Raw genomic sequence first — 20,376 nt, forward strand, 5'->3', positions numbered from 1 at the left:
CTAGCATTGATACTTCTCATAAATAAATTCACGAGCACGATATAAATAGTAATGCTAATTAGTCGGTTATTTTGGGGAACAGAGTCCAGATGATGTAGCCTGAGCGATGGTCAAATATCTGAGATCACGACTCGACTGAAGGATTAGCAGGGGAGACAACATCAGTACGGTGGGCAGAATACTTTGCTACGCCCGCTATCAGGTAAAAATGTTAAACGCCAGCAATATTGCTGGCGTTTGTGCTGCCATTACGCCTGACGCAGGTTCTGCGCGGCTTGTACCATGTTCGCCAGCGCGGCACGGGTTTCCGGCCAGCCGCGCGTTTTCAGGCCGCAGTCTGGGTTCACCCACAGGCGTTCTGCCGGAATACGCAGGGCGGCTTTCTTCAGCAGCGCCTCAATCCATTCGACGCTTGGTACGTTTGGCGAGTGAATGTCGTACACGCCAGGCCCAATGTCATTCGGGTAGTCAAACTCTTCGAACGATTCCAGCAGTTCCATATCAGAGCGCGAAGTCTCGATGGTTATCACATCGGCATCCAGCGCGGCGATGGAATCCATGATGTCATTGAACTCGCAATAACACATGTGAGTGTGGATCTGGGTGTCATCGCGCGCCACGGCGGCGTTGATGCGGAAGGCTTCCACGCCCCATTCCAGATAGGCCGCCCAGTCGCTGCGGCGCAGCGGTAAACCTTCGCGCAGCGCCGGTTCATCAATCTGAATAATACCGATACCTGCCGCTTCCAGATCCGCCACTTCGTCACGCAACGCCAGCGCAATTTGTTTAGCGATGGTTTCACGAGTCACATCTTCACGCGGGAACGACCAGCACAGAATCGTCACCGGGCCGGTCAGCATACCTTTCACCGGTTTATCGGTCAGAGACTGTGCATATTTTGCCCACTCAACGGTGATCGCTTCTGGGCGGCTAACGTCGCCAATCACCACCGGCGGCTTCACGCAGCGGGAGCCGTAACTCTGCACCCAACCGTTTTGGGTGAAAACAAAACCGTCCAGATGCTCGCCAAAATATTCCACCATGTCGTTACGCTCGGCTTCGCCGTGTACCAGCACATCCAGACCTAAACGCTCCTGCTCAATAATCGCCTGCTTGATATGTTCGGCAATGCCAGTGCGATAGTGGTTGGCATCCAGATTGCCCTTTTTAAAGTCCAGACGCAGGCCACGAATTTCGGTGGTTTGCGGGAATGAGCCAATCGTGGTGGTCGGCCAGGCTGGCAGGTTAAAACGCGCTCTCTGCGCCTGCGCACGCACTTCATAAGGATTGGCGCGCTGGCTGTCCTGGGCGCTAATCGCCGCCAGACGTTTTTCAACGCCAGCATTATGTACCCGCGTGGAGTGGCGGCGCGCCTGAATCGGGGCGCTCCATTCCGCCAGCGCACGGGTGTCGCCGCTGTTGAGCGCATCGCGCAGCAGCGCCAGCTCTGCACATTTTTGCAGGGCGAAGGCAAACCAACTCTTCACTTCCGCATCCAGACGGGTTTCAACGCTGAGATCGATAGGGCTGTGCAGCAGGGAGCACGAAGAAGCCACCCACAGCGCACGTTTGCCGACGATCGCTTTAATTTGTGCGTATTTTTCGCTGAGATCGGCACGCCAGACGTTACGCCCGTTCACCAGTCCGGCAGACAGCAGCCAGTCGGCAGGCAGACGCTGATGCAGTTCCGCAACATCATCTTTACCGTGTACCAAATCAACGTGTAGCCCCTGCACCGGCAGCGCGGCGATGGTATCGAGGTTCGGCGTGACACCTTCAAAATAGGTGGTCAGCAGCAGCTTCACCCGACCTGCCAGCGCATCGTAAGCCGGTTTAAAGGCATTCAGCCATTCTTGCGGCAGCTCCAACACCAGCGCCGGTTCGTCGATTTGTACCCATTCGATGCCACGTTTTGCCAACTCTGCCAGCACCTGTTGGTAAACCGGTAGAATATCGTTGAGCAGGCTCAGCCGGTCAAACGGTTCGCCCTTCACTTTACCCAGCCACAGGTAAGTCACCGGCCCCAAGAGCACAGGTTTCACTTTGTGCCCCAGCGCCAGCGCCTCATCAACCTCATCCAGCAGTTGCGTCCAGGTCAGTTTGAACTGCTGGCCTTTCACAAACTCAGGCACCATATAGTGATAGTTGGTGTTAAACCATTTGGTCATTTCCGCCGCTGCCGCAGGTTCGCCGGTCGGTGCACGGCCACGGCCAATACGGAAAAGCGTGTCGATATCCACAGAGCCGTCTTTGTTCTGATGACGAGCTGGCACGTTACCCAGCAGCAGGCTGGTCGTCAGAACATGATCGTACCAGGCGAAATCGCCCACGGGCAGCAGGTCAATGCCCGCGTGCTTTTGCTGATCCCAGTGGCGGGCGCGCAGCTCGCGCCCCACCGCCAGCAGTTCTTCACGGGAGGCATGACCCGCCCAGTAGCTTTCTTGCGCTTTTTTCAACTCGCGACGCAGGCCAACGCGAGGAAAACCGAGGGTATGGTTCAATATTGTCATTTTTCTTCCTCTAATAAATTGTAAATCCTTTGGATTTTGAATTTAGGGAAGGCGGCAAGTTTGCTCATCCCAGGGAGCTTACAACAGTAAGTGACCAGGGTGAGCCGACGCCGCCAACGCGCCATAAATTTAAAAGACGAAGGATTTTAGCCATCCAGATGTTTACACATCCATAATTGACAGTTACTGTATATTCCTCAAGCGCAAATTGTTCATGCCGAAGTGAAGGACTTTCATGATCGAAATTAAACATCTGAAAACGCTCCAGGCGTTGCGGAACTGCGGCTCGCTCGCCGCTGCAGCGGCAACGCTGCACCAGACACAATCCGCCCTTTCTCACCAGTTTAGCGATCTGGAGCAGCGCCTCGGCTTTCGACTATTTGTCCGCAAGAGCCAGCCGTTGCGCTTTACCCCGCAAGGCGAGATTTTGCTTCAGTTAGCAAGCCAAGTGCTGCCGCAAATTAGCCAGGCGCTACAGGCCTGCAATGAGCCGCAGCAAGCCACGCTGCGCATTGCCATTGAGTGCCATAGCTGTATTCAGTGGCTGACGCCAGCGCTGGAGAACTTCCACAAACAGTGGCCGCAGGTGGAAATGGACTTTAAGTCTGGAGTCACCTTCGACCCGCAGCCTGCGCTACAGCAGAGCGAGCTGGATATCGTGTTGACCTCCGATATTCTGCCGCGTAGCGGGCTGCACTATTCACCGATGTTTGATTACGAAGTACGCCTGGTACTGTCGCCAGAAAGCACGCTGGCGAGCAAAGCGCGCATCACACCGGAAGATTTAGCATCGGAAACGCTGCTGATTTATCCGGTGCAGCGTCAACGCCTGGATATCTGGCGTCATTTCCTTCAGCCAGCCGGAATTAGCCCGCAGTTGAAAAGCGTGGATAACACGCTGCTGCTGATTCAGATGGTTGCCGCACGAATGGGCATTGCCGCGCTGCCGCACTGGGTCGTGGAGAGTTTTGAGCGCCAGGGTCTGATTGTGACCAAAACCCTGGGCGAAGGGCTGTGGAGCAGGCTGTACGCCGCCGTACGTGATGGCGAGCAGCGTCAGCCAGTTATGGAGGCGTTTATTCGCTCAGCGCGGAACCACGCTTGCGATCACCTGCCGTTTGTGAAGAACGCGGAGCGACCCACTTACGATGCACCCACAGTGACGCCAGGATCACCGCAGCACCTGTAAGGAAGCTCGGCCAGTGGGGCTGTTGATGCCAGATTGCCAGGTTAACCAGCAGCCCCGCAGGCACATGCATGTTATTCATAATGCCCAACGTTCCCGCATCGACCTGCGTCGCACCGTAGTTCCACATAAAGTAGCCAATCCCCGATGCCACCACGCCAAGAAACACCAGAATGCCCCACTGTAAGTGGGTTTCCGGTATTTTCTGCGCATTGCCGAGCAGTGACCAGGCAACTGCCGCCACCACAAACGCGCCAAGATAGAACCAGGCAAAAGCGTTATGCTGCGGCATTGGGCGGGTTTCCATCAGCCGTTTATAGCCCACCATGCCAATCGCAAAGCTGATATTCGATAGCTGTACCAGGAGCAGGCCAGTCCAGAAATGGTCAGTCACCTGGTCATAACGAATAATCCCTGCACCAACCACTGCCAGCAGCGCACTGAATGCGTAGCCCCAACGCAGACGGCGGCCACTCATTAAGTCATAAATCAGCGTGATATAGAGCGGTGTCAGCACAGTAAACAGCAGCAGCTCCGATACGGTGAGGTACAGATAGGCGTGGAAACTCAGCATATACATAATGCCCAGTTGCATTGCGCCCACCAGCATATACAGGCCAACGGTTTTTAGGCTGTGCCCACGGGTACGCAGAAACGGTAAAAACACCAGCGCCGCCAGGCCAACACGCACCAACACCGCGAAATAGCTATCCACATGCCCGGCAAGATATTCGCCGTAGAAGCTAAAAGAGAAGGCCCACAGAATAGTGGTGATAATAAGTAGCGCCACAATGAATGTCTCATAAGAAGATGAGCACTCATTGTAGCGGAGATGCAGGTTGACAACTGACCACTTAATAGCCAGATATCATTTTTTAATCGAGATACAACTTACGCAAATAGTGCGGAACCGCATCATCGGCGTTAGAGCCAATCACTTCCAGATTCGGATGCAAATCTTTCAGGCGCTGATGCGCTCCTTCCATGATGCAACCTTTACCTGCCATCGACAGCATTTCGGCGTCGTTCATGCCGTCACCAAAAGCGATGCAATCTTTCAGCGTATAGCCCATCGCTTTCGCGACCGCATCCAGCGCGTGGCCTTTCGAGACACCGCCCGCCATCACTTCGAGGCAGGTCAGCGTGGAGAAGCTGACGTTAACGCGATCGCCCCAACGGGCGTTAATCGCCTGCTCCAAGGGCAGCAGCGTTTGGTGGTCATTACAGGTAAAGAACACTTTGCTGACGCCTTCTGGCTCCAGCAGTCCCGGCTCATACAGCGTGTAGTTGAACACCGCTTCTTTGAAAAAACGCATCTCTTCCGGGCGGTGGCGGTTCATGAACCACTCATCGTCGCGGTAGACGTTAGTGATGATATCCGGGTTTGAGGCCACCATCCCGAAGAGGTCAGCCGCAATGTCGCGGTCAAGGTTGTGAGCGAAAACCTGTTTGCCATCAGCGTCGTGCACGCGCGCGCCGTTAGAGGTGATCATGTAGGATTTGATTCCGAGATTGTCGCGGATTTGGCCTACGTCGATGTAGTGACGCCCGGTAGCAAAAACGAAATTCAGGCCGCGTTCGGTCAGCAACTTTAACGTCTCTTTCGCATACGGCGTTAAGTGGTGGTCAGGGGAGAGCAATGTGCCATCTAAGTCAGACGCAACAACCTGGTACATAAACGAATTTAACCTCTAAACAGTGCGGCGCGAGCGCCGAATTAAGGGTGTCGATTGAAAAAATCGACGATGGCATTGAGTGCAACTGAGCGCATAACGTCCTTTTCAAAAAGGATCTCATGGTACGCACCCTGTATGACAAGCGGCTTACCGCCATCGCAAGGATGGCCCGCTTCGGCGCGAAGTTCGCAATAGCGATCGTGCATACGGTTATCAACAACGCGCTCTTCTTCCGCTTGAATCAGCAGGACGGGGAACGTGTCTTGCGCGGCATTAGCGAGGATGTTCTCCCCCGCGAGAATGCCTTCTCTGACCCAGTGATACGTCGGCCCGCCCACGCGCAGCCGAGGTTCATCGGCATAAAAACGCACATTACGCCGATAACGTTCGCGGCTATGGGTCAGCACATTAAGGCTGAATGGCAATGCGTGCCAACGCCCGGTTCCCATCGCATACCCTTCCCGAAGACGCTGATGGCCCTCAGCCCAATCGAGAAGTGGCCGCACAACCCATTCAGGCAGACGCATGATAATACCGAACATCGGCGCACAAAGCGCGATGGCATCACAGCCCTGTGGATGGCGTTGTAAAAACTGCGTGGCAATCGCCCCGCCCATTGAATGCGCGAGGATAAACCGCTGACGCCAGTGACCGGGCGCGACTTCCTGCTGCCAGAAAGCGGCTAAATCATCGACATAGTCGCTAAATTTCGCCACATGCCCACGATGCGGGTCAGAGAGCATTCGCCCGGAACGCCCTTGCCCACGATGGTCGATAATCAGAACATCGAAGCCGCTGTGGAACAGGTCAAACGCCAGCTCAGCATATTTAACGTAACTTTCGATTCGCCCAGGGCAGACCACGATAACGCGGTCGTGAGCCGTCGAACTGAACCGAACAAACCGAACAGGAATGCCATCAACACCGGTAAACGCTGCTTCTTCCCGCTGCCGCCAAAAATCCATGAGCGCCCCAGTGGTGAATGCAGCAAACGTGCTTTCTCTGGTATTCCAATCCTTTTGCTGTTGAAACATCGGGCTTCCACCCCCGTTAACCGCTGAAAATCGTTTTTTTGTGACGCATAACACAGCGCCCTTACAATAGCGTATTGTGGCATAAAAACAGACAATCAGGGAGATTCTCATGACCTTCGAATGGTGGTTCGCCTACCTGCTCACATCCATAATTCTCAGTCTGTCGCCAGGTTCAGGGGCCATCAATACCATGACCACCTCAATTAACCACGGTTATCGTGGCGCGGTGGCGTCCATTGCCGGGCTACAAACCGGGCTGGCGATTCATATTGTGCTGGTTGGCGTTGGCCTCGGCACTCTGTTTTCTCGCTCGGTGCTGGCCTTCGAAGTGTTGAAATGGGCGGGTGCGGCGTATCTTATCTGGCTGGGCATTCAACAGTGGCGCGCCGCCGGTTCACTTGACCTGAAAACGCTGGCGAAAACACAAACTCGCGGCAAACTGTTCCAGCGTGCGGTTTTCGTTAATCTGACCAACCCGAAAAGCATCGTGTTTCTTGCCGCGCTGTTTCCGCAGTTTATCTCCCCCGATCAGCCGCAAATCATGCAGTATCTGGTGCTGGGCGTTACCACCGTCGTGGTCGATATTATCGTGATGATTGGCTATGCCACGCTGGCGCAGCGCATTTCGGCGTGGATCAAAGGGCCGAAGCAAATGAAAGCACTGAACAAAGTGTTCGGTTCGCTGTTTATGTTGGTTGGCGCGCTGCTGGCCTCGGCGCGACATGCGTAAAATGGAAGGCCGATCGCAGCAGAATGGTTAAATGCATAATGGTGTTCTCACGCGTTCCGAGCCAGCTCGCAACGCGTGAGAACGTTTGAGTGATCCGCTGTTGCCTTTCGATTCGTCGTGCCAGAATGCCGCCAGATGTCACTCACGGATGATGCACAATGGCGGAGTCAACCACACCTCATGACGCAGTATTCAAAATATTTCTCTCTCAACCCGAGATAGCACGAGACTTTATTGAAATTCACCTCCCGCCATCTTTAAAGCAAATCTGTAACCTCGATACGCTGCATCTGGAATCCGGCAGTTTTATTGAAGACCGATTGCGCCAGTATTACAGCGATATCCTCTATTCGCTGGAGACGACGAAAGGGCACGGTTACGTCCACGTCCTGATTGAGCATCAAAGCTCACCGGATGAACATATGGCATTCCGCCTGTTGCGGTACGCGGTAGCCGCCATGCAGCGACATTTGGATGCGGGGCATAAAACGCTGCCGCTGGGTGATTCCCGTGCTGTTCTATCAGGGCAAACGCAGCCCTTATCCCTGGCCAATGAATTGGTTAAGCGACTTTCCAGATTCGGACATCGCACAGCAGTTGTATACCCATGACTTTCCGTTGGTTGATATCACCTTGATTCCCGATGACGAAATCATGCAACACCGTAGCATGGCAGCCCTGACGCTAATTCAGAAGCATATCCGCCAGCGGGACATGGCAACACTGCTGGATAAACTCAGCCATCTGCTGATACGGGCGCGGATGAGCAGACAGCAAATCCGCGTGTTGGTAAACTACATGGTGCAGGCGGGAGAAGCACAGGATGTTCAAACATTACTGTATGGGCTGGCACAACGTGTGCCGCAGCATGGAGAAGAACTGATGACGCTGGCGGAAAAGTTACGCAATGATGGAAGGCAATCTGCCCTGATCGACGTGGCGAAAGCCATGCTACAGCGGGGTTTTGAGCTTCAGGCGATTATGGAAATGACCGGTCTGTCGCAAGAAGAACTCAAACAACTGCAACACTAACAGCATAACCCACCCCAGCACACGCCGGAGTGGGGCAAGTATTTAGCGCGAAATAATCAGGTGGATACCGAAACCGGCAAACAGCGTCCCGGCGATGCCGTCAATCCACTTCGCCATACGCTGGTAGCCACGGCGCATGGTAGGCAAAGCGAACAGACTTGCGACGACGGTGAACCAGGCCAGCGTTTCAATGATAATCAGCAGGAAGATCCCCCAACGCTCGCCCGCGCCGACGTTGTCGCCAACAAACAGCGAGAACACCGAGCCAAAATAGATAATTGCCTTCGGGTTTGCCAGGTTGGTCAGTAACCCTTTCATAAAGCTACGCCCACCCTGCGCCAGCTCAACCTGGGGTTCAGCGGCTGCCGACGCTGTCTCTTTTTTCAGTGCGCCGCGCAGCATCTGGTAGCCCATCCAGCACAGATACAGACCACCGCCGACCATAATGATGGTATGCAGCCACGCCATTTTTTCGATAATCAGATGCAGGCCCAGCAGAGCGATACCTGCCCAAACCATCACGCCACAGGAAATACCCAGCACGCCCATCATCGCTTCTTTGCGCGAACGGCTGACGGCTGTTTGGGAAACAAAGAAGAAGTCCGGCCCAGGGCTCATCAACGCAATGATGTGCACCAGCGCCACTGTCAGAAACAGAGTTAACATAACGTACCCACGGGAAATAATTCAGCGAGCAACTATATTGGCACTTTTTAAAGCTAATGACTACTCATCATCGCCATCAACGTGGGCGCGAATCAGCGCCATAAACTCACGGCCAAAGCGTTCGAGTTTGCGCGTTCCCACGCCGTTAACGCTGAGCATATCGCTTGGTGAAATCGGCATTTGTTCTGCCATTTCGATAAGCGTCGCATCGTTAAAGACGACATACGGCGGGATATTTTCTTCATCCGCAATCGCTTTACGCAGCTTACGCAGCTTCGAGAACAACTGCCTGTCGTAGTTGCCGACGGCGGCTTTCTGCATCACGCGCGGTTTCAGTGCCACGATACGCGGAACGGCAAGCTGTAGTGGCGTTTCACCACGCAGCACAGGGCGAGCCGCGTCGGTAAGCTGTAATGCCGAGTGCTGGGCGATATTTTGGGTAACAAAGCCAAGATGGATCAGCTGACGAATCACGCTCACCCAGTGCTCATGGCTCTTCTCGCGCCCCATACCGTACACTTTGAGTTTGTCGTGACCAAACTCGCGGATACGCTGATTATTCGCCCCGCGAATCACTTCCACGACATAGCCCATCCCAAAACGTTGGTTAACCCGGCCGATGGTGGAAAGCGCGATTTGCGCATCCTGTACGCCATCGTACTGTTTAGGTGGGTCGAGGCAGATATCGCAGTTACCGCACGGCTCCTGACGTCCTTCGCCAAAATAGTTGAGCAACACCAGGCGGCGGCAGGTTTGCGCTTCGGCAAACGCGCCCATCGCGTTGAGTTTGTGGCGCTCAATATCTAATAGCATCCCCGCCGGTTTTTCTTCGAGGCAACGTCTTAGCCACGCCATATCGGCCGGATCGTAAAACAGCATCGCTTCCGCAGGCAGGCCATCACGCCCTGCGCGACCCGTTTCCTGGTAGTAGGATTCAATATTGCGCGGAATGTCGAAGTGCACCACAAAACGCACATTGGGCTTGTTGATGCCCATACCAAACGCCACGGTGGCGACCACGATTTGCAGGTCATCACGTTGGAATTTTTCCTGCACCTCGGCGCGCACGCTGTTTTCCAGCCCGGCATGATACGCCGCCGCACTAATACCACGGCTTTGCAGACGCGCAGCGGTGTCCTCCACTTTTGCGCGACTGTTGCAGTAAATAATGCCGGACTTCCCGCGTTGTTCCTGCACATAGCGCATCAGTTGATCGAGCGGTTTAAACTTCTCCATCAGCATGTAGCGAATATTGGGCCGGTCAAAGCTGCTGATTTGAATCAGCGGGTCATTCAGCCCTAACAGACGCACAATATCGGTGCGGGTGGTGTCGTCGGCGGTGGCGGTCAGCGCCATAAACGGCAGCGAAGGGAAGCGCTGACGCAGTTGTCCAAGAGCGGCATATTCCGGGCGGAAGTCGTGCCCCCACTGGGAAATACAGTGCGCTTCATCAACCGCCAGCATCACGGGATTCCAGTGCGCCAGATGCTCAAGGAAATTATCCAGCATCAGGCGTTCCGGCGCGATATAGAGCAGGCGAATCTGCCCGCTACGGCAACCCGCCATCACCTCTTGCTGCTGTTCGCGGGTCTGCGTGGAGTTAATACAGGCCGCCGCAACGCCGTTCGCCAGCAGTTGGTCAACCTGGTCTTTCATCAGCGAGATAAGCGGTGAAACCACCACCGTCAGGCCATTCAACACCAACGCAGGGATCTGATAACACAGGGATTTACCGCCACCGGTAGGCATGACAACCAGACAGTCACGGCCTTCCAGCACGGTATCAATGATGGTTTCCTGGCCTGGGCGGAATTGCTGATAGCCAAAGGTCTCCTGCAAAACCTGTTTAGCCAGCAATGCCTGATTTAAAACTTCCGCCTGTGCCACATTGACCCCATTAACCAAAAATAAAAACAGGCGCTATTTTCAGCGCCTAAAGAGCAAACTGCAATGTTTTAGACGAAATCCTTCGCTCAGTCTCGCAACAAACCGCAGGATAACCCGTTAAAACAGATCGTTAAGCATGACACCAACCCCAACGCGGGTTTGGTTAAAGTTATAGTCGATAAGCGACTCGCCGTACCCGCTGTAGACTTGGGTATACAGACGCACATGTTTGCTCATCGGGTAACTCACGCCCAGCTCCGCGCCGCCATAACCGCTATTCCAGTTATATTGCCCCTGCGCGCTCAACACCGCATCACCCAGTTGATAGCCGATTTTCAGCCGGTAATAGCCCATATATTTGGTGATATCGGGGTTGTCGTTGGTGCTGCCCACCACATACCAGGGTTTAACCTCTACCAGCCAGTTACCGTTTTGCGCCATCAGGCGAGTGTAGAGGCGGTTCCAGCTACGGGAAGTTGGGTCTGCGCGGCCATTGGAGTCATGATTGTAGCCCACCTCGATATCTCGCAGCGTCCAGCCAGCAAACCGGTAGTCGGTCGCAAAACCCAGGAATAACTGCGGCTCATAGTTCGTTTCACGGAACGGTGCGGATTCATCGCTGTTAGAAAGCTGCCACCACGAACGTTGCGTATAAGAGGCCGCCAGTACCGAGTTATCTCCCAGGATGCCGCGCCACAGCGGGAAAGCCAGGCTTAACTGGAACTTCACTTCGTCCTTACGCGCGTTTTGCGCCCAATCGTAGGAACGAATCGCCTCTTTGTTGAGATCGCTCGTCCAGGTATACAGCAGATAATTGCTTTCATAAGGGTAGAGCGTGAACGGATTATCATGCTCTTGCAGCAGGTTGGCGATAATACTGCCGCGTACTGCCGGTACATCGTGCACTTCTTTGATCGTTGCTTCCTGCGCAAATGCTGAGACAGGCAGCAGCAGCGCCAGTAACCCACTCCGTGAGAGCAGCATCAGTCACCTTCCCCTGAAATAAATAAATTGAATGATAAAATGACACACATTCTACATTTTTATGCAGTTCTTGCTCAGCAAACCTGACTTAAAGTAGAAATCAACATTCAATGGGCATAAAATCAACATTTCATTAACACACCAAGATAAGGCTATGTATGTCTGCTGAACTCACTGCCGAAGCCGCCCTCAAGCTGGTTGGGGAAATCTTCGTTTACCACATGCCGTTTAACCGCGCGCTGAATCTTGAGCTGGAGGTGTACGAAAAAGCCTTTGCTCAGCTGAGTTTTAATAATCAGCCCATGATGGTTGGCAACTGGGCGCAAAGTATTCTGCATGGCGGGGTGATTGCTTCTGCATTGGACGTTGCCGCAGGGCTGGTGTGTGTGGGCAGCACATTAGCGCGCCACAACACCATCAACGAAGATGAGCTGCGCCAGCGGTTGTCTAAGATGGGCACTATCGACCTGCGCGTTGACTATTTACGCCCAGGCCGTGGTTCGCGGTTTACCGCCAGCAGTACGCTGCTGCGCGCCGGAAACAAAGTCGCCGTGGCTCGTGTCGAACTGCACAACGAAGAGAAAACACATATTGCCAGCGCCACAGCGACTTATATGGTGGGATAACCAGCATAATCGCGTAAAATCGCGTTACTTTTTCGTAATGGATGTTTCTCATGGATCCCAAACAGACGCGTCAGGGCGTGCTTCTCGCCCTCGCCGCCTATTTTATCTGGGGCATCGCTCCCGCCTACTTTAAGCTGATTTACTACGTTCCTGCCGATGAGATCCTGACCCACCGTGTCATTTGGTCATTTTTCTTTATGGTGGCGCTGATTAGCATCAGCCGCCAATGGCCACAGGTTAAAACGCTGTTCAAAACGCCGAAGAAGATCTTCATGCTGGCGCTGTCGGCGGTGCTGATTGGTGGTAACTGGCTGCTGTTTATCTGGTCGGTGAATAACCACCACATGCTGGAGGCCAGCCTGGGGTACTTTATTAACCCGCTGGTGAACATTTTGCTGGGGATGATTTTCCTCGGCGAGCGTTTCCGCCGGATGCAATGGCTGGCGGTCGCGCTGGCGATTTGCGGCGTACTGGTGCAGCTGTGGACATTTGGCTCGCTGCCTATCATCGCGCTGGGGCTGGCATTCAGCTTTGCGTTCTATGGGCTGGTACGCAAAAAAATTGCCGTCGATGCGCAAACCGGGATGTTGTTCGAGACTCTGTGGCTGCTGCCAGTAGCGGCAATTTACCTGTTTGGTATTGCCGATAGCGCCACCAGCCATATGGGGCAAAACCCGTGGTCGTTGAACCTGCTGCTGATTGCTGCGGGCGTTGTCACCACGATTCCGCTGCTGTGCTTTACCGGCGCGGCAACACGCCTACGCCTGTCAACGCTGGGTTTTTTCCAGTATATCGGCCCAACGCTGATGTTCCTGCTGGCGGTCACGTTCTACGGTGAAGTGCCGGGGGCAGACAAAATGGTCACCTTCGCGTTTATCTGGGTCGCGCTGGCGATTTTTGTGATGGATGCCATTTATACCCAACGGCGGGGACGTCGCGGGTAGTTGTAGACCTGATGGCGGCTTCGACTTATCCGGCCTACGTTCCGGTAGGCCTGATAAGCGTCGCGCCATCTGGCAATACTGCTACAGCCAGTTCTTACGCTTGAAGTAAAGATACGGCGCAAGCCCCGCGAGGATCATAAAGATAATCGCGCCAGGGTAACCAAAGCTCCACTTCAGCTCCGGCATAAACTCAAAGTTCATACCGTAGCTGGACGCCACCAGCGTAGGCGGCAGGAACACCACCGAAACCACCGAGAAGATCTTGATGATACGGTTCTGTTCGATGTTGATAAAGCCCATCGCCGCCTGCATCAAAAAGTTCACTTTCTGGAATAGCGATTCGTTATGCGGCAGCAGAGATTCGATATCTCGCAGGATTTCTCGCGCCTGTTCTAGCTGACTTGCCGGTAAACGCGCCTTGCGCACCAGGAAGTTCAGTGCGCGCTGGGTATCCATCAGACACAGGCGAACTTTCCAGCCGATATCTTCCAGCTCCGCCAACGTAGACAACGCTTCGTCGTACTCGTCGCCCTGGCGCCCTTCCATAATGACACGGCTGAGTTTTTCCAGGTCGCTGTAGATGTTTTCAATTTCATCTGCCAGTTGTTCGATTTTAGTTTCGAACAGATCCAGCAGCAGTTCATACGCGTTACCATCCACCATTAATTGGCTGCGCGCGCGCATACGGTACAGACGAAACGCAGGAAGCTCGCGTTCACGCAGCGTGAACAGGCGGCCTTCGCGGATAGTAAATGCAACCGTAGAGTTACCTGCGTGATCGTCCGCGTCTTCATAAAAGAAGAAGGAGTGAATGTGCAGGCCATCTTCGTCTTCAAAAAAACGCGCAGATGCTTCGATGTCTTCCAGTTCAGGGCGCGTGGCCAGGTTCTGGCCCAAATCCTTTTGCACACGGTTTCGTTCTTCGTCGTCCGGTTCGACTAAATCGACCCATACGGAACTCGCCAGGTGCTCGATTTCGTCTGCTTCAAGACGCGTTAAACGATTGTTTTCCAGTTGAAATGCGCTCAGCATGACCGGGACTCCCAATGCAAAAAATTATCGGACAGCCGGTGGGCACACAGAAACTACAGGGGTTTCAGACCATTAAACAGCCTGACTCAATGCGACGGGAAAATACGAGTCGCTGACAACCGCTAAGGCTATCAGCATAAGAGGATAGCCTTAGGAGTTGTTCCTGGATGACAGGAAGGTGAGCCAGCATCTACTGGGTGTGTCCAAGGCTTTGTCCTCTTAGCGTAATCGTGCGCGCATGTTACGCCAGCAAAAAAACGGCGTCAACACGCAACGAAACGCTAACCGGCATTAATTGCCTTCTGTTCAGTAAGGCTAGCAGATCGTTACAAAATAATTATATTTTTCTGAAAGTTATACTGTTTCCAGCCTGGCGTAAGCTGCCACCAGCCATTTGATCCCCTGCCCCTGGAATGCAACTTGTAGACGACTATGCTCGCCACTACCTTCCAGGTTGACGATAGTACCTTCACCAAATTTGGCATGGCGAACACGCTGGCCAAGTTTATAACCGGTATCATTTTCAGACATCGGCGTCCCCATCCGCTGATGGCTAACCGGGCGGCTCACCGTCGCGCGCAGGCGCACCTCTTCCACACAGTTTTCCGGCAGCTCGCCAATAAAGCGTGATGGGCGGTGATAAACCTCTTTGCCGTACAGGCGGCGGGTTTCCGCGTAGGTCAGCGTCAGTTTCTGCATCGCACGGGTCACGCCAACGTAGGCCAGACGGCGTTCTTCTTCCAGACGGCCACCTTCATCCAGCGACATCTGGCTTGGGAACATCCCTTCTTCCATGCCGACGATAAATACCTGCGGGAACTCCAGCCCTTTTGCCGAGTGCAGGGTCATTAATTGCACCGCGTCCTGCCAGGTATCCGCCTGGCCTTCCCCGGCTTCCAGCGCCGCATGGGAAAGAAACGCCTGCAACGGCATTAAATCTTCGTCTTCATCGTTGTAGCTGAACTGGCGCGTTGCCGTGACCAGTTCGTCTAAGTTTTCAATTCGCGTTTGGCCCTTCTCGCCTTTTTCCTGCTCATACATCATGCGCAGGCCAGAATCTTTAACCACGCGGTCAGTCTGTACGTGCAGCGGCATGTCGGCGGTTTCCTGCGCCAACGCGTCGATAAGCTCCATAAAGCGCTGTAATGCGCTGGCGGCGCGGCCCGCAAGTGCTTTTTCCTGCAATAACTCACGGCAGGCCTGCCACAGCGTCAACTGGCGGTCACGCGAGGTCTGGCGCACCACGTCCAGCGTCCGGTCGCCAATGCCACGCGTCGGCGTATTCACCACGCGCTCAAATGCGGCATCGTCATTACGGTTAGAGATCAAACGCAGATAAGAGAGTGCATCTTTGATTTCCTGGCGTTCGAAGAAGCGCATGCCCCCATAAATACGGTACGGCATACTGGCCTGTAGCAGTGCCTCTTCCAGCACGCGCGATTGGGCGTTGCTGCGGTAGAGAATGGCGCATTGATCCAGCGCACCACCGTTGTCCTGCCAGGTTTTGATGCGGTTAACCACAAAGCGCGCTTCGTCCAATTCATTGAACGCGCAGTACAGTGAAATCGGCTCACCGTCAGCGCCATCAGTCCACAGTTTTTTGCCCAGACGCCCGTTGTTGTTTTCGATCAAGGCGTTGGCGGCACTGAGGATATTGCTGGTCGAGCGATAGTTTTGCTCCAGGCGGATAGTTTCCGCACCGGGGAAATCGTTGAGGAAGCGCTGGATGTTCTCCACCTGCGCCCCGCGCCAGCCGTAGATTGACTGGTCATCGTCGCCCACAATCATCACTTTGCCGGTGTCGCCCGCCAGCAGGCGAATCCAGGCGTACTGAATATTGTTGGTATCCTGGAACTCGTCGACCAGGATGTTGTTAAAACGTTCGCGATAGTGTTGCAGGATATGCGGCTTGTTGAGCCACAGCTCGTGCGCGCGCAGCAGCAGCTCGGCGAAATCCACCAGACCAGCGCGGTCACAGGCTTCCTGATAGGCCTGGTAGACTTTCTGCCAGGTCTGTTCAACCGGGTTACCGTAGCTTTGAATATGGTGCGGGCGCAGGCCTTCGTCTTTCTGGCTATTGATGTACCACATCGCCTGGCGCGGTGGCCATTGCTTCTCATCAAGGTTCATCGCCTTGATCAAGCGCTTCAGCAGGCGCAGTTGGTCTTCGCTGTCGAGGATTTGGAAATCCTGCGGCAGGTTGGCGTCCAGATGGTGCGCGCGCAGCAAACGGTGCGCCAGCCCGTGGAACGTCCCTACCCACATGCCACCCTGCGACGTGCCCATCAGTTGGCCAATACGGTGGCGCATTTCCGCCGCCGCTTTGTTGGTGAAGGTCACCGCCATGATGGAGTAAGGCGAGCAGTTTTCTACGCTCAGCAGCCAGGCGATGCGGTGCACCAGCACACGCGTCTTGCCGCTGCCAGCCCCGGCGAGTACCAGCATATTGGTACGCTCTGCCGCGACGGCTTCGCGCTGTTTATCGTTGAGGCTGTCGAGTAGGTAAGAAACGTCCATTAGCACCGCCGGGTCAGAAATAAAGAAGCACCGAAACGCCCGGTGGCGCTCCGTTTGCCGGGCCTACAGTCGTAGAGCGGATAACCGCCAAAACCCTGGAATTTTATACAGAACTATGGGGAATTATATCAGCGAGGTCAGAGATGCCAACCGCGAAATCTCAATATGTGGCAACAAACGGCTATCCGTGGCCCTCATCAAATCCGCGCCTTCCGGTTTAATCCAGCAGGCTTGCATCCCACAGCGCACGGCTCCCGCGACATCGGTGGTGAGGTCATCGCCGACGTGGAGGATCTCGGCGAGCGGGACACTGAGCTTTTCTGCCGCCCGTTGATACATGTCAGCAAACGGTTTTGAGCGCCCGTCTGGCCCCGCGCGCAGCACAAACTGGAAGTAGCCGTTCAGGCCGAATAATTCCGGCTGGGCGTTACCGTTGGTGATAGCCACCAGCGGCCATTTTTTCGCGAGCTGCGCCAGCGTGTCGTGCGTCTCCTGCGGCACGTCAATCTGGCTACGCCAGTGCGCGAAGTTGGCCATTGCTGCATCAGCACCGGCTGCCGCCTCTTGCGCCGTTAAGCCCGCCTCACGCATCCCCAACTCCAGCGCGCGCCAGCGCCATTCGGTTACGTCGTGGTAAATTTCCGGCTCGGTCAGCAGCAGCGTATCGCGCCAGTGCTGAAGCATTCGGGCGTCAAAATTCGCCAGCGCCGGGTGGTAAGCGCGCACAAAAGCCAGCGATTCGTGCATCGTCCGGTCAATCACCGGGCGGTTATCATAAAGGGTGTCATCAAGGTCAAACGTCAACGCGGCAATCGCGCCCAACGGCCGATAAAAACGCATTATTTCTCCCGTTTGGCGCGTGGATGCGCCGCATCGTACACCGAAGCAAGGTGTTGAAAATCAAGGTGGGTATAGATTTGGGTGGTCGATAGATTCGCGTGGCCCAGCAGTTCCTGTACGCCGCGCAAATCGCCGCTCGACTCAAGCATATGGGTCGCAAATGAGTGGCGCAATTTGTGTGGATGCACGTGGCTGTTAAGCCCCTGTTTCACGCCCCATTCGGCAAACCGTTTTTGCACGTTACGCGCTGAAATGCGTTTACCCAGTTTGGAGAGAAACAGCGCATCGTCATCGCCGCCGAACAGGCCGCGTAGATCGAGCCAGTGTTCAATCCAGGCAACCGCGTTGCGGCCAATCGGCAAGCGGCGCTCTTTGCTGCCTTTGCCCATCACCCACACTTCGCCGGTGTCGAGATCCAGATGTTTGATATCCAGCCCCACTAATTCCGACAAACGCAGCCCGGCCCCGTACATCACCTCCAGCATTGCGCGATCGCGCACTGCCAGCGGGTCGTTCAGGTCGATATCCAGCAGCCGATTAACGTCATCGACGTCGATATTTTTCGGTAGATGGCGCGGTGCTTTCGGTGCGGCAATCCCTTTCGCGGGGTTTGCCGGAAGCTCGCCCTGGCTGACCATCCAGTCAAAGAAGCTACGCAACGCCGACAAGCGGAGCGCCAGGCTGGCGGCTCCCAAGCCTTTACGGCGGCTGCGGGTAGCGAAGCTGCGCACCATCGCAGCATCACATTGTTGCCAATTCTGTAGGCCCATACCGCTGGCCAGTTCAATAATGGCATCAAGCTGACGCTGATAGTTCAATAAGGTGATTGGGCTAAGCTGACGCTCTACGCCCAGATAGCGCAGAAAGCGGGTGACAGCCTGCGCCAAAGTGGTGTCGGTCATATGCGCTCAATCCATCGTTCCAGCAAGCCGGGTAACATCAGCGCAATCTCCTGCAATAGCTGCGTGCCTTGTCCCGCTTGATAATGATGCGGGTCACGGCTGCTGAACAGGATCACGCCAAGAGAACCGTCGCTGCCCATCATCGACATCGCCACCGACCCTACCGCTTTCGCCTCGGGCAACACCAATAACAGCTCCGGCCCGTTCAACGTGCCCAGATAGTGATTGGCCTGGCCTAAGCGCTGAATGCGTAGCGGTTCAAACGCCTGACGCGAGAGCACAAGATCGGTGTATTTCGAGGGAGCGCCAAGACGCCAGCGGTCAGAGAACAGGCGTATCGATGCCCCCGCCAGCCCCAGCTCGCGCGCCCAGCGGTGAAAGCGCAGCAGGAGGTCGTCCAGGCTTTCAGCGCAGGCCAGCCGGTTTTGCAGGTTCAGCAGGCGGTAAAACAGCCCTTCGTTGGCCGTCGCCTGCTCCATCAGTTGGCCTACGTTCTCTTCCAACATGGCGATATAGTTGCGCGAGCGCGCCATGTGCCACTCAACCAGCGACACCATTCCCCGCACCGGGTGGGGAACGCGCATTTGCTCGACAACGGCAGCATTACGAATAAAGAATTCAGGATGTTGCAGCAGATATTCCACCACCGCGCTGTCGTCCAGCGTGGTCATAGCATCCTGCTGTTCTTCCCCGATGTGTTTCATAGGTGCATAAATCCGTCATAGACATGTGCCGCCGGGCCAGTCATAAACAACGGTTGGCCCGGTCCTTTCCAGGCGATATCAAGACGCCCGCCCGGCAACTCCACGCGCACTTCTTCTGCCAGTAAACCTTGCAGAATACCAACAGCAACCGCCGCGCACGCGCCACTGCCGCAGGCCTGCGTTTCACCCGCGCCGCGCTCATAAACACGCAGACGGATGTGATCGCGTTTTACAACCTGCATAAAACCAATGTTAGCGCGTTCCGGGAAACGTTCATGGCTTTCCATCACCGGCCCGAGGGTTTCTACCGCCGCCGTGTCTATATCATCAACCTGGATAACGCAGTGCGGGTTTCCCATCGACACCACGCCGCACAATATTGTCTGTTCAGACACGCGCATGATATAGGTCTTTTCCGCTTTGTTAGCGCGGAACGGTACCTGCGACGGCTCAAAGTTCGGCTCGCCCATATTCACGCACACCAGTTCATCGTCGGTTACGCTTAAGACCATGCGACCGTTCGCGGTACTGACACGGATGTCACGTTTATTGGTCAGGCCTTTCAGACGCACGAAGCGCGCAAAACAGCGCGCGCCGTTACCGCACTGGGACACTTCACTGCCATCGGCGTTGAAGATGCGATAGTGAAAATCCAGGTCGGGATCGTATGGCGGCTCAACAACCAGGAGCTGATCGAACCCCACGCCCAAATGCCTGTCCGCCAGACGGCGTATCAGCTCCGGGGAGAAAAAAACATTCTGCGTTACCGCGTCGACAACCATGAAATCGTTGCCGAGGCCATGCATTTTAGAGAACTGCATTATCTACTCCAGTTGCGCGGAACAGAACGTGTATTAGTAGTTAACCTGCGTCGGGCCACCGTTATCACCACGGTCATTACGATCCGGAGTCTCGTTCTGAACAGGGTTGGTCACGGGTTTGGTCGGCGGAGCCGCCGTTTTATCTGCCGGAGGAAAATATAGTGGGCCTTTCAGGCCGCAGCCAGCAAGGCTAAACAATGCAAGCAACAGCGCCAGCGGTCGAAAAATCTTATTCATTATTAAGATGCCTGTAGTTCAATGCTTTCTATATTTCTATCATCGCAG

19 protein-coding genes and 1 pseudogene are annotated in these 20,376 nt (G+C 54.8%); 5 read left to right on the forward strand and 15 right to left on the reverse strand.

Features of this window, described 5'->3' with window-relative positions; genetic code table 11:
* Positions 1-248: 248 nt before the first annotated feature.
* Positions 249-2,510: a 5-methyltetrahydropteroyltriglutamate--homocysteine S-methyltransferase gene (gene metE, locus AC6I4B_RS22160; protein ID WP_497768224.1), complete on the reverse strand. Its 2,262-nt coding sequence runs from the start codon at positions 2,508-2,510 to the stop codon at positions 249-251.
* A gap of 235 nt (positions 2,511-2,745) precedes the next feature.
* Here metE and metR point away from each other — a divergent pair, with 235 nt between their 5' ends.
* Positions 2,746-3,699 carry an HTH-type transcriptional regulator MetR gene (metR, locus tag AC6I4B_RS22165; RefSeq protein WP_497768225.1) on the forward strand — a complete coding sequence of 318 codons (954 nt, stop codon included), beginning with the start codon at positions 2,746-2,748 and terminating at the stop codon, positions 3,697-3,699.
* Here metR and AC6I4B_RS22170 read toward each other — a convergent pair.
* The 3 genes from AC6I4B_RS22170 to pldB form a co-directional block, all read right to left on the reverse strand.
* Complete coding sequence (locus AC6I4B_RS22170) at positions 3,587-4,486, reverse strand: carboxylate/amino acid/amine transporter (protein ID WP_497768226.1); 900 nt, start codon at positions 4,484-4,486, stop codon at positions 3,587-3,589. The genes metR and AC6I4B_RS22170 overlap by 113 nt on opposite strands.
* A gap of 85 nt (positions 4,487-4,571) precedes the next feature.
* Positions 4,572-5,372, reverse strand: a complete 801-nt coding sequence (gene yigL / locus AC6I4B_RS22175; protein ID WP_497768228.1) for a sugar/pyridoxal phosphate phosphatase YigL — start codon at positions 5,370-5,372, stop codon at positions 4,572-4,574.
* A 41-nt stretch (positions 5,373-5,413) separates the two neighbouring features.
* Positions 5,414-6,406, reverse strand: coding sequence for a lysophospholipase L2 (pldB, locus tag AC6I4B_RS22180; RefSeq protein ID WP_497768229.1), 993 nt, complete (start codon positions 6,404-6,406; stop codon positions 5,414-5,416).
* 109 nt (positions 6,407-6,515) lie between these two features.
* Here pldB and rhtB point away from each other — a divergent pair, with 109 nt between their 5' ends.
* Positions 6,516-7,136, forward strand: a complete 621-nt coding sequence (gene rhtB, locus AC6I4B_RS22185; RefSeq protein WP_497768231.1) for a homoserine/homoserine lactone efflux protein — start codon at positions 6,516-6,518, stop codon at positions 7,134-7,136.
* 158 nt (positions 7,137-7,294) lie between these two features.
* A pseudogene (locus tag AC6I4B_RS22190) lies at positions 7,295-8,168 on the forward strand (Rpn family recombination-promoting nuclease/putative transposase).
* 42 nt (positions 8,169-8,210) lie between these two features.
* Here the strand turns inward: AC6I4B_RS22190 and rhtC are convergent.
* The 3 genes from rhtC to pldA all read right to left on the reverse strand — a co-directional run bounded on the left by rhtC (position 8,211) and on the right by pldA (position 11,705).
* The gene (rhtC, locus tag AC6I4B_RS22195) at positions 8,211-8,834 is read right to left on the reverse strand and encodes a threonine export protein RhtC (RefSeq protein ID WP_497768233.1); all 624 of its coding nucleotides are present in this window, start codon (positions 8,832-8,834) and stop codon (positions 8,211-8,213) included.
* A 60-nt stretch (positions 8,835-8,894) separates the two neighbouring features.
* The gene (gene recQ, locus AC6I4B_RS22200) at positions 8,895-10,721 is read right to left on the reverse strand and encodes an ATP-dependent DNA helicase RecQ (protein ID WP_497768235.1); all 1,827 of its coding nucleotides are present in this window, start codon (positions 10,719-10,721) and stop codon (positions 8,895-8,897) included.
* A gap of 117 nt (positions 10,722-10,838) precedes the next feature.
* Entirely contained in the window at positions 10,839-11,705 is an 867-nt protein-coding gene (gene pldA, locus AC6I4B_RS22205) for a phospholipase A (RefSeq protein ID WP_497768236.1), read from the reverse strand.
* A gap of 158 nt (positions 11,706-11,863) precedes the next feature.
* Here pldA and yigI point away from each other — a divergent pair, with 158 nt between their 5' ends.
* Complete coding sequence (gene yigI, locus AC6I4B_RS22210) at positions 11,864-12,331, forward strand: acyl-CoA thioesterase YigI (RefSeq protein WP_497768238.1); 468 nt, start codon at positions 11,864-11,866, stop codon at positions 12,329-12,331.
* Between the two features lie 50 nt (positions 12,332-12,381).
* Positions 12,382-13,275 carry an EamA family transporter RarD gene (gene rarD, locus AC6I4B_RS22215; RefSeq protein WP_497768239.1) on the forward strand — a complete coding sequence of 298 codons (894 nt, stop codon included), beginning with the start codon at positions 12,382-12,384 and terminating at the stop codon, positions 13,273-13,275.
* Positions 13,276-13,356: 81 nt separating this feature from the next.
* Here rarD and corA read toward each other — a convergent pair whose 3' ends face one another.
* The 8 genes from corA to lptM form a co-directional block, all read right to left on the reverse strand.
* Positions 13,357-14,307 carry a magnesium/cobalt transporter CorA gene (gene corA / locus AC6I4B_RS22220; RefSeq protein ID WP_497768241.1) on the reverse strand — a complete coding sequence of 317 codons (951 nt, stop codon included), beginning with the start codon at positions 14,305-14,307 and terminating at the stop codon, positions 13,357-13,359.
* Positions 14,308-14,457: 150 nt separating this feature from the next.
* Positions 14,458-14,514 carry a YsgD/CorL family protein gene (gene ysgD / locus AC6I4B_RS22225; RefSeq protein WP_218007475.1) on the reverse strand — a complete coding sequence of 19 codons (57 nt, stop codon included), beginning with the start codon at positions 14,512-14,514 and terminating at the stop codon, positions 14,458-14,460.
* 147 nt (positions 14,515-14,661) lie between these two features.
* On the reverse strand, positions 14,662-16,824 hold the full coding sequence (gene uvrD, locus AC6I4B_RS22230; protein ID WP_497768242.1) for a DNA helicase II: 2,163 nt from the start codon (positions 16,822-16,824) through the stop codon (positions 14,662-14,664).
* Positions 16,825-16,947: 123 nt separating this feature from the next.
* Positions 16,948-17,664, reverse strand: coding sequence for a 5-amino-6-(5-phospho-D-ribitylamino)uracil phosphatase YigB (gene yigB / locus AC6I4B_RS22235; RefSeq protein WP_497768244.1), 717 nt, complete (start codon positions 17,662-17,664; stop codon positions 16,948-16,950).
* A complete protein-coding gene (gene xerC / locus AC6I4B_RS22240) occupies positions 17,664-18,566 on the reverse strand; it encodes a tyrosine recombinase XerC (protein ID WP_497768245.1) in 903 nt (300 codons plus the stop codon). Before xerC ends, yigB begins: the two co-directional genes overlap by 1 nt.
* A complete protein-coding gene (locus tag AC6I4B_RS22245; protein WP_497768247.1) occupies positions 18,563-19,270 on the reverse strand; it encodes a DUF484 domain-containing protein in 708 nt (235 codons plus the stop codon). The genes xerC and AC6I4B_RS22245 overlap by 4 nt, the downstream gene beginning before the upstream one ends.
* The gene (gene dapF / locus AC6I4B_RS22250; protein ID WP_497768248.1) at positions 19,267-20,091 is read right to left on the reverse strand and encodes a diaminopimelate epimerase; all 825 of its coding nucleotides are present in this window, start codon (positions 20,089-20,091) and stop codon (positions 19,267-19,269) included. The genes AC6I4B_RS22245 and dapF overlap by 4 nt, the downstream gene beginning before the upstream one ends.
* Before the next feature lie 33 nt (positions 20,092-20,124).
* On the reverse strand, positions 20,125-20,328 hold the full coding sequence (gene lptM, locus AC6I4B_RS22255; RefSeq protein WP_497768250.1) for an LPS translocon maturation chaperone LptM: 204 nt from the start codon (positions 20,326-20,328) through the stop codon (positions 20,125-20,127).
* Positions 20,329-20,376: the final 48 nt, after the last annotated feature.

The sequence above is a fragment of the Kluyvera fluvialis genome (assembly GCF_059725275.1).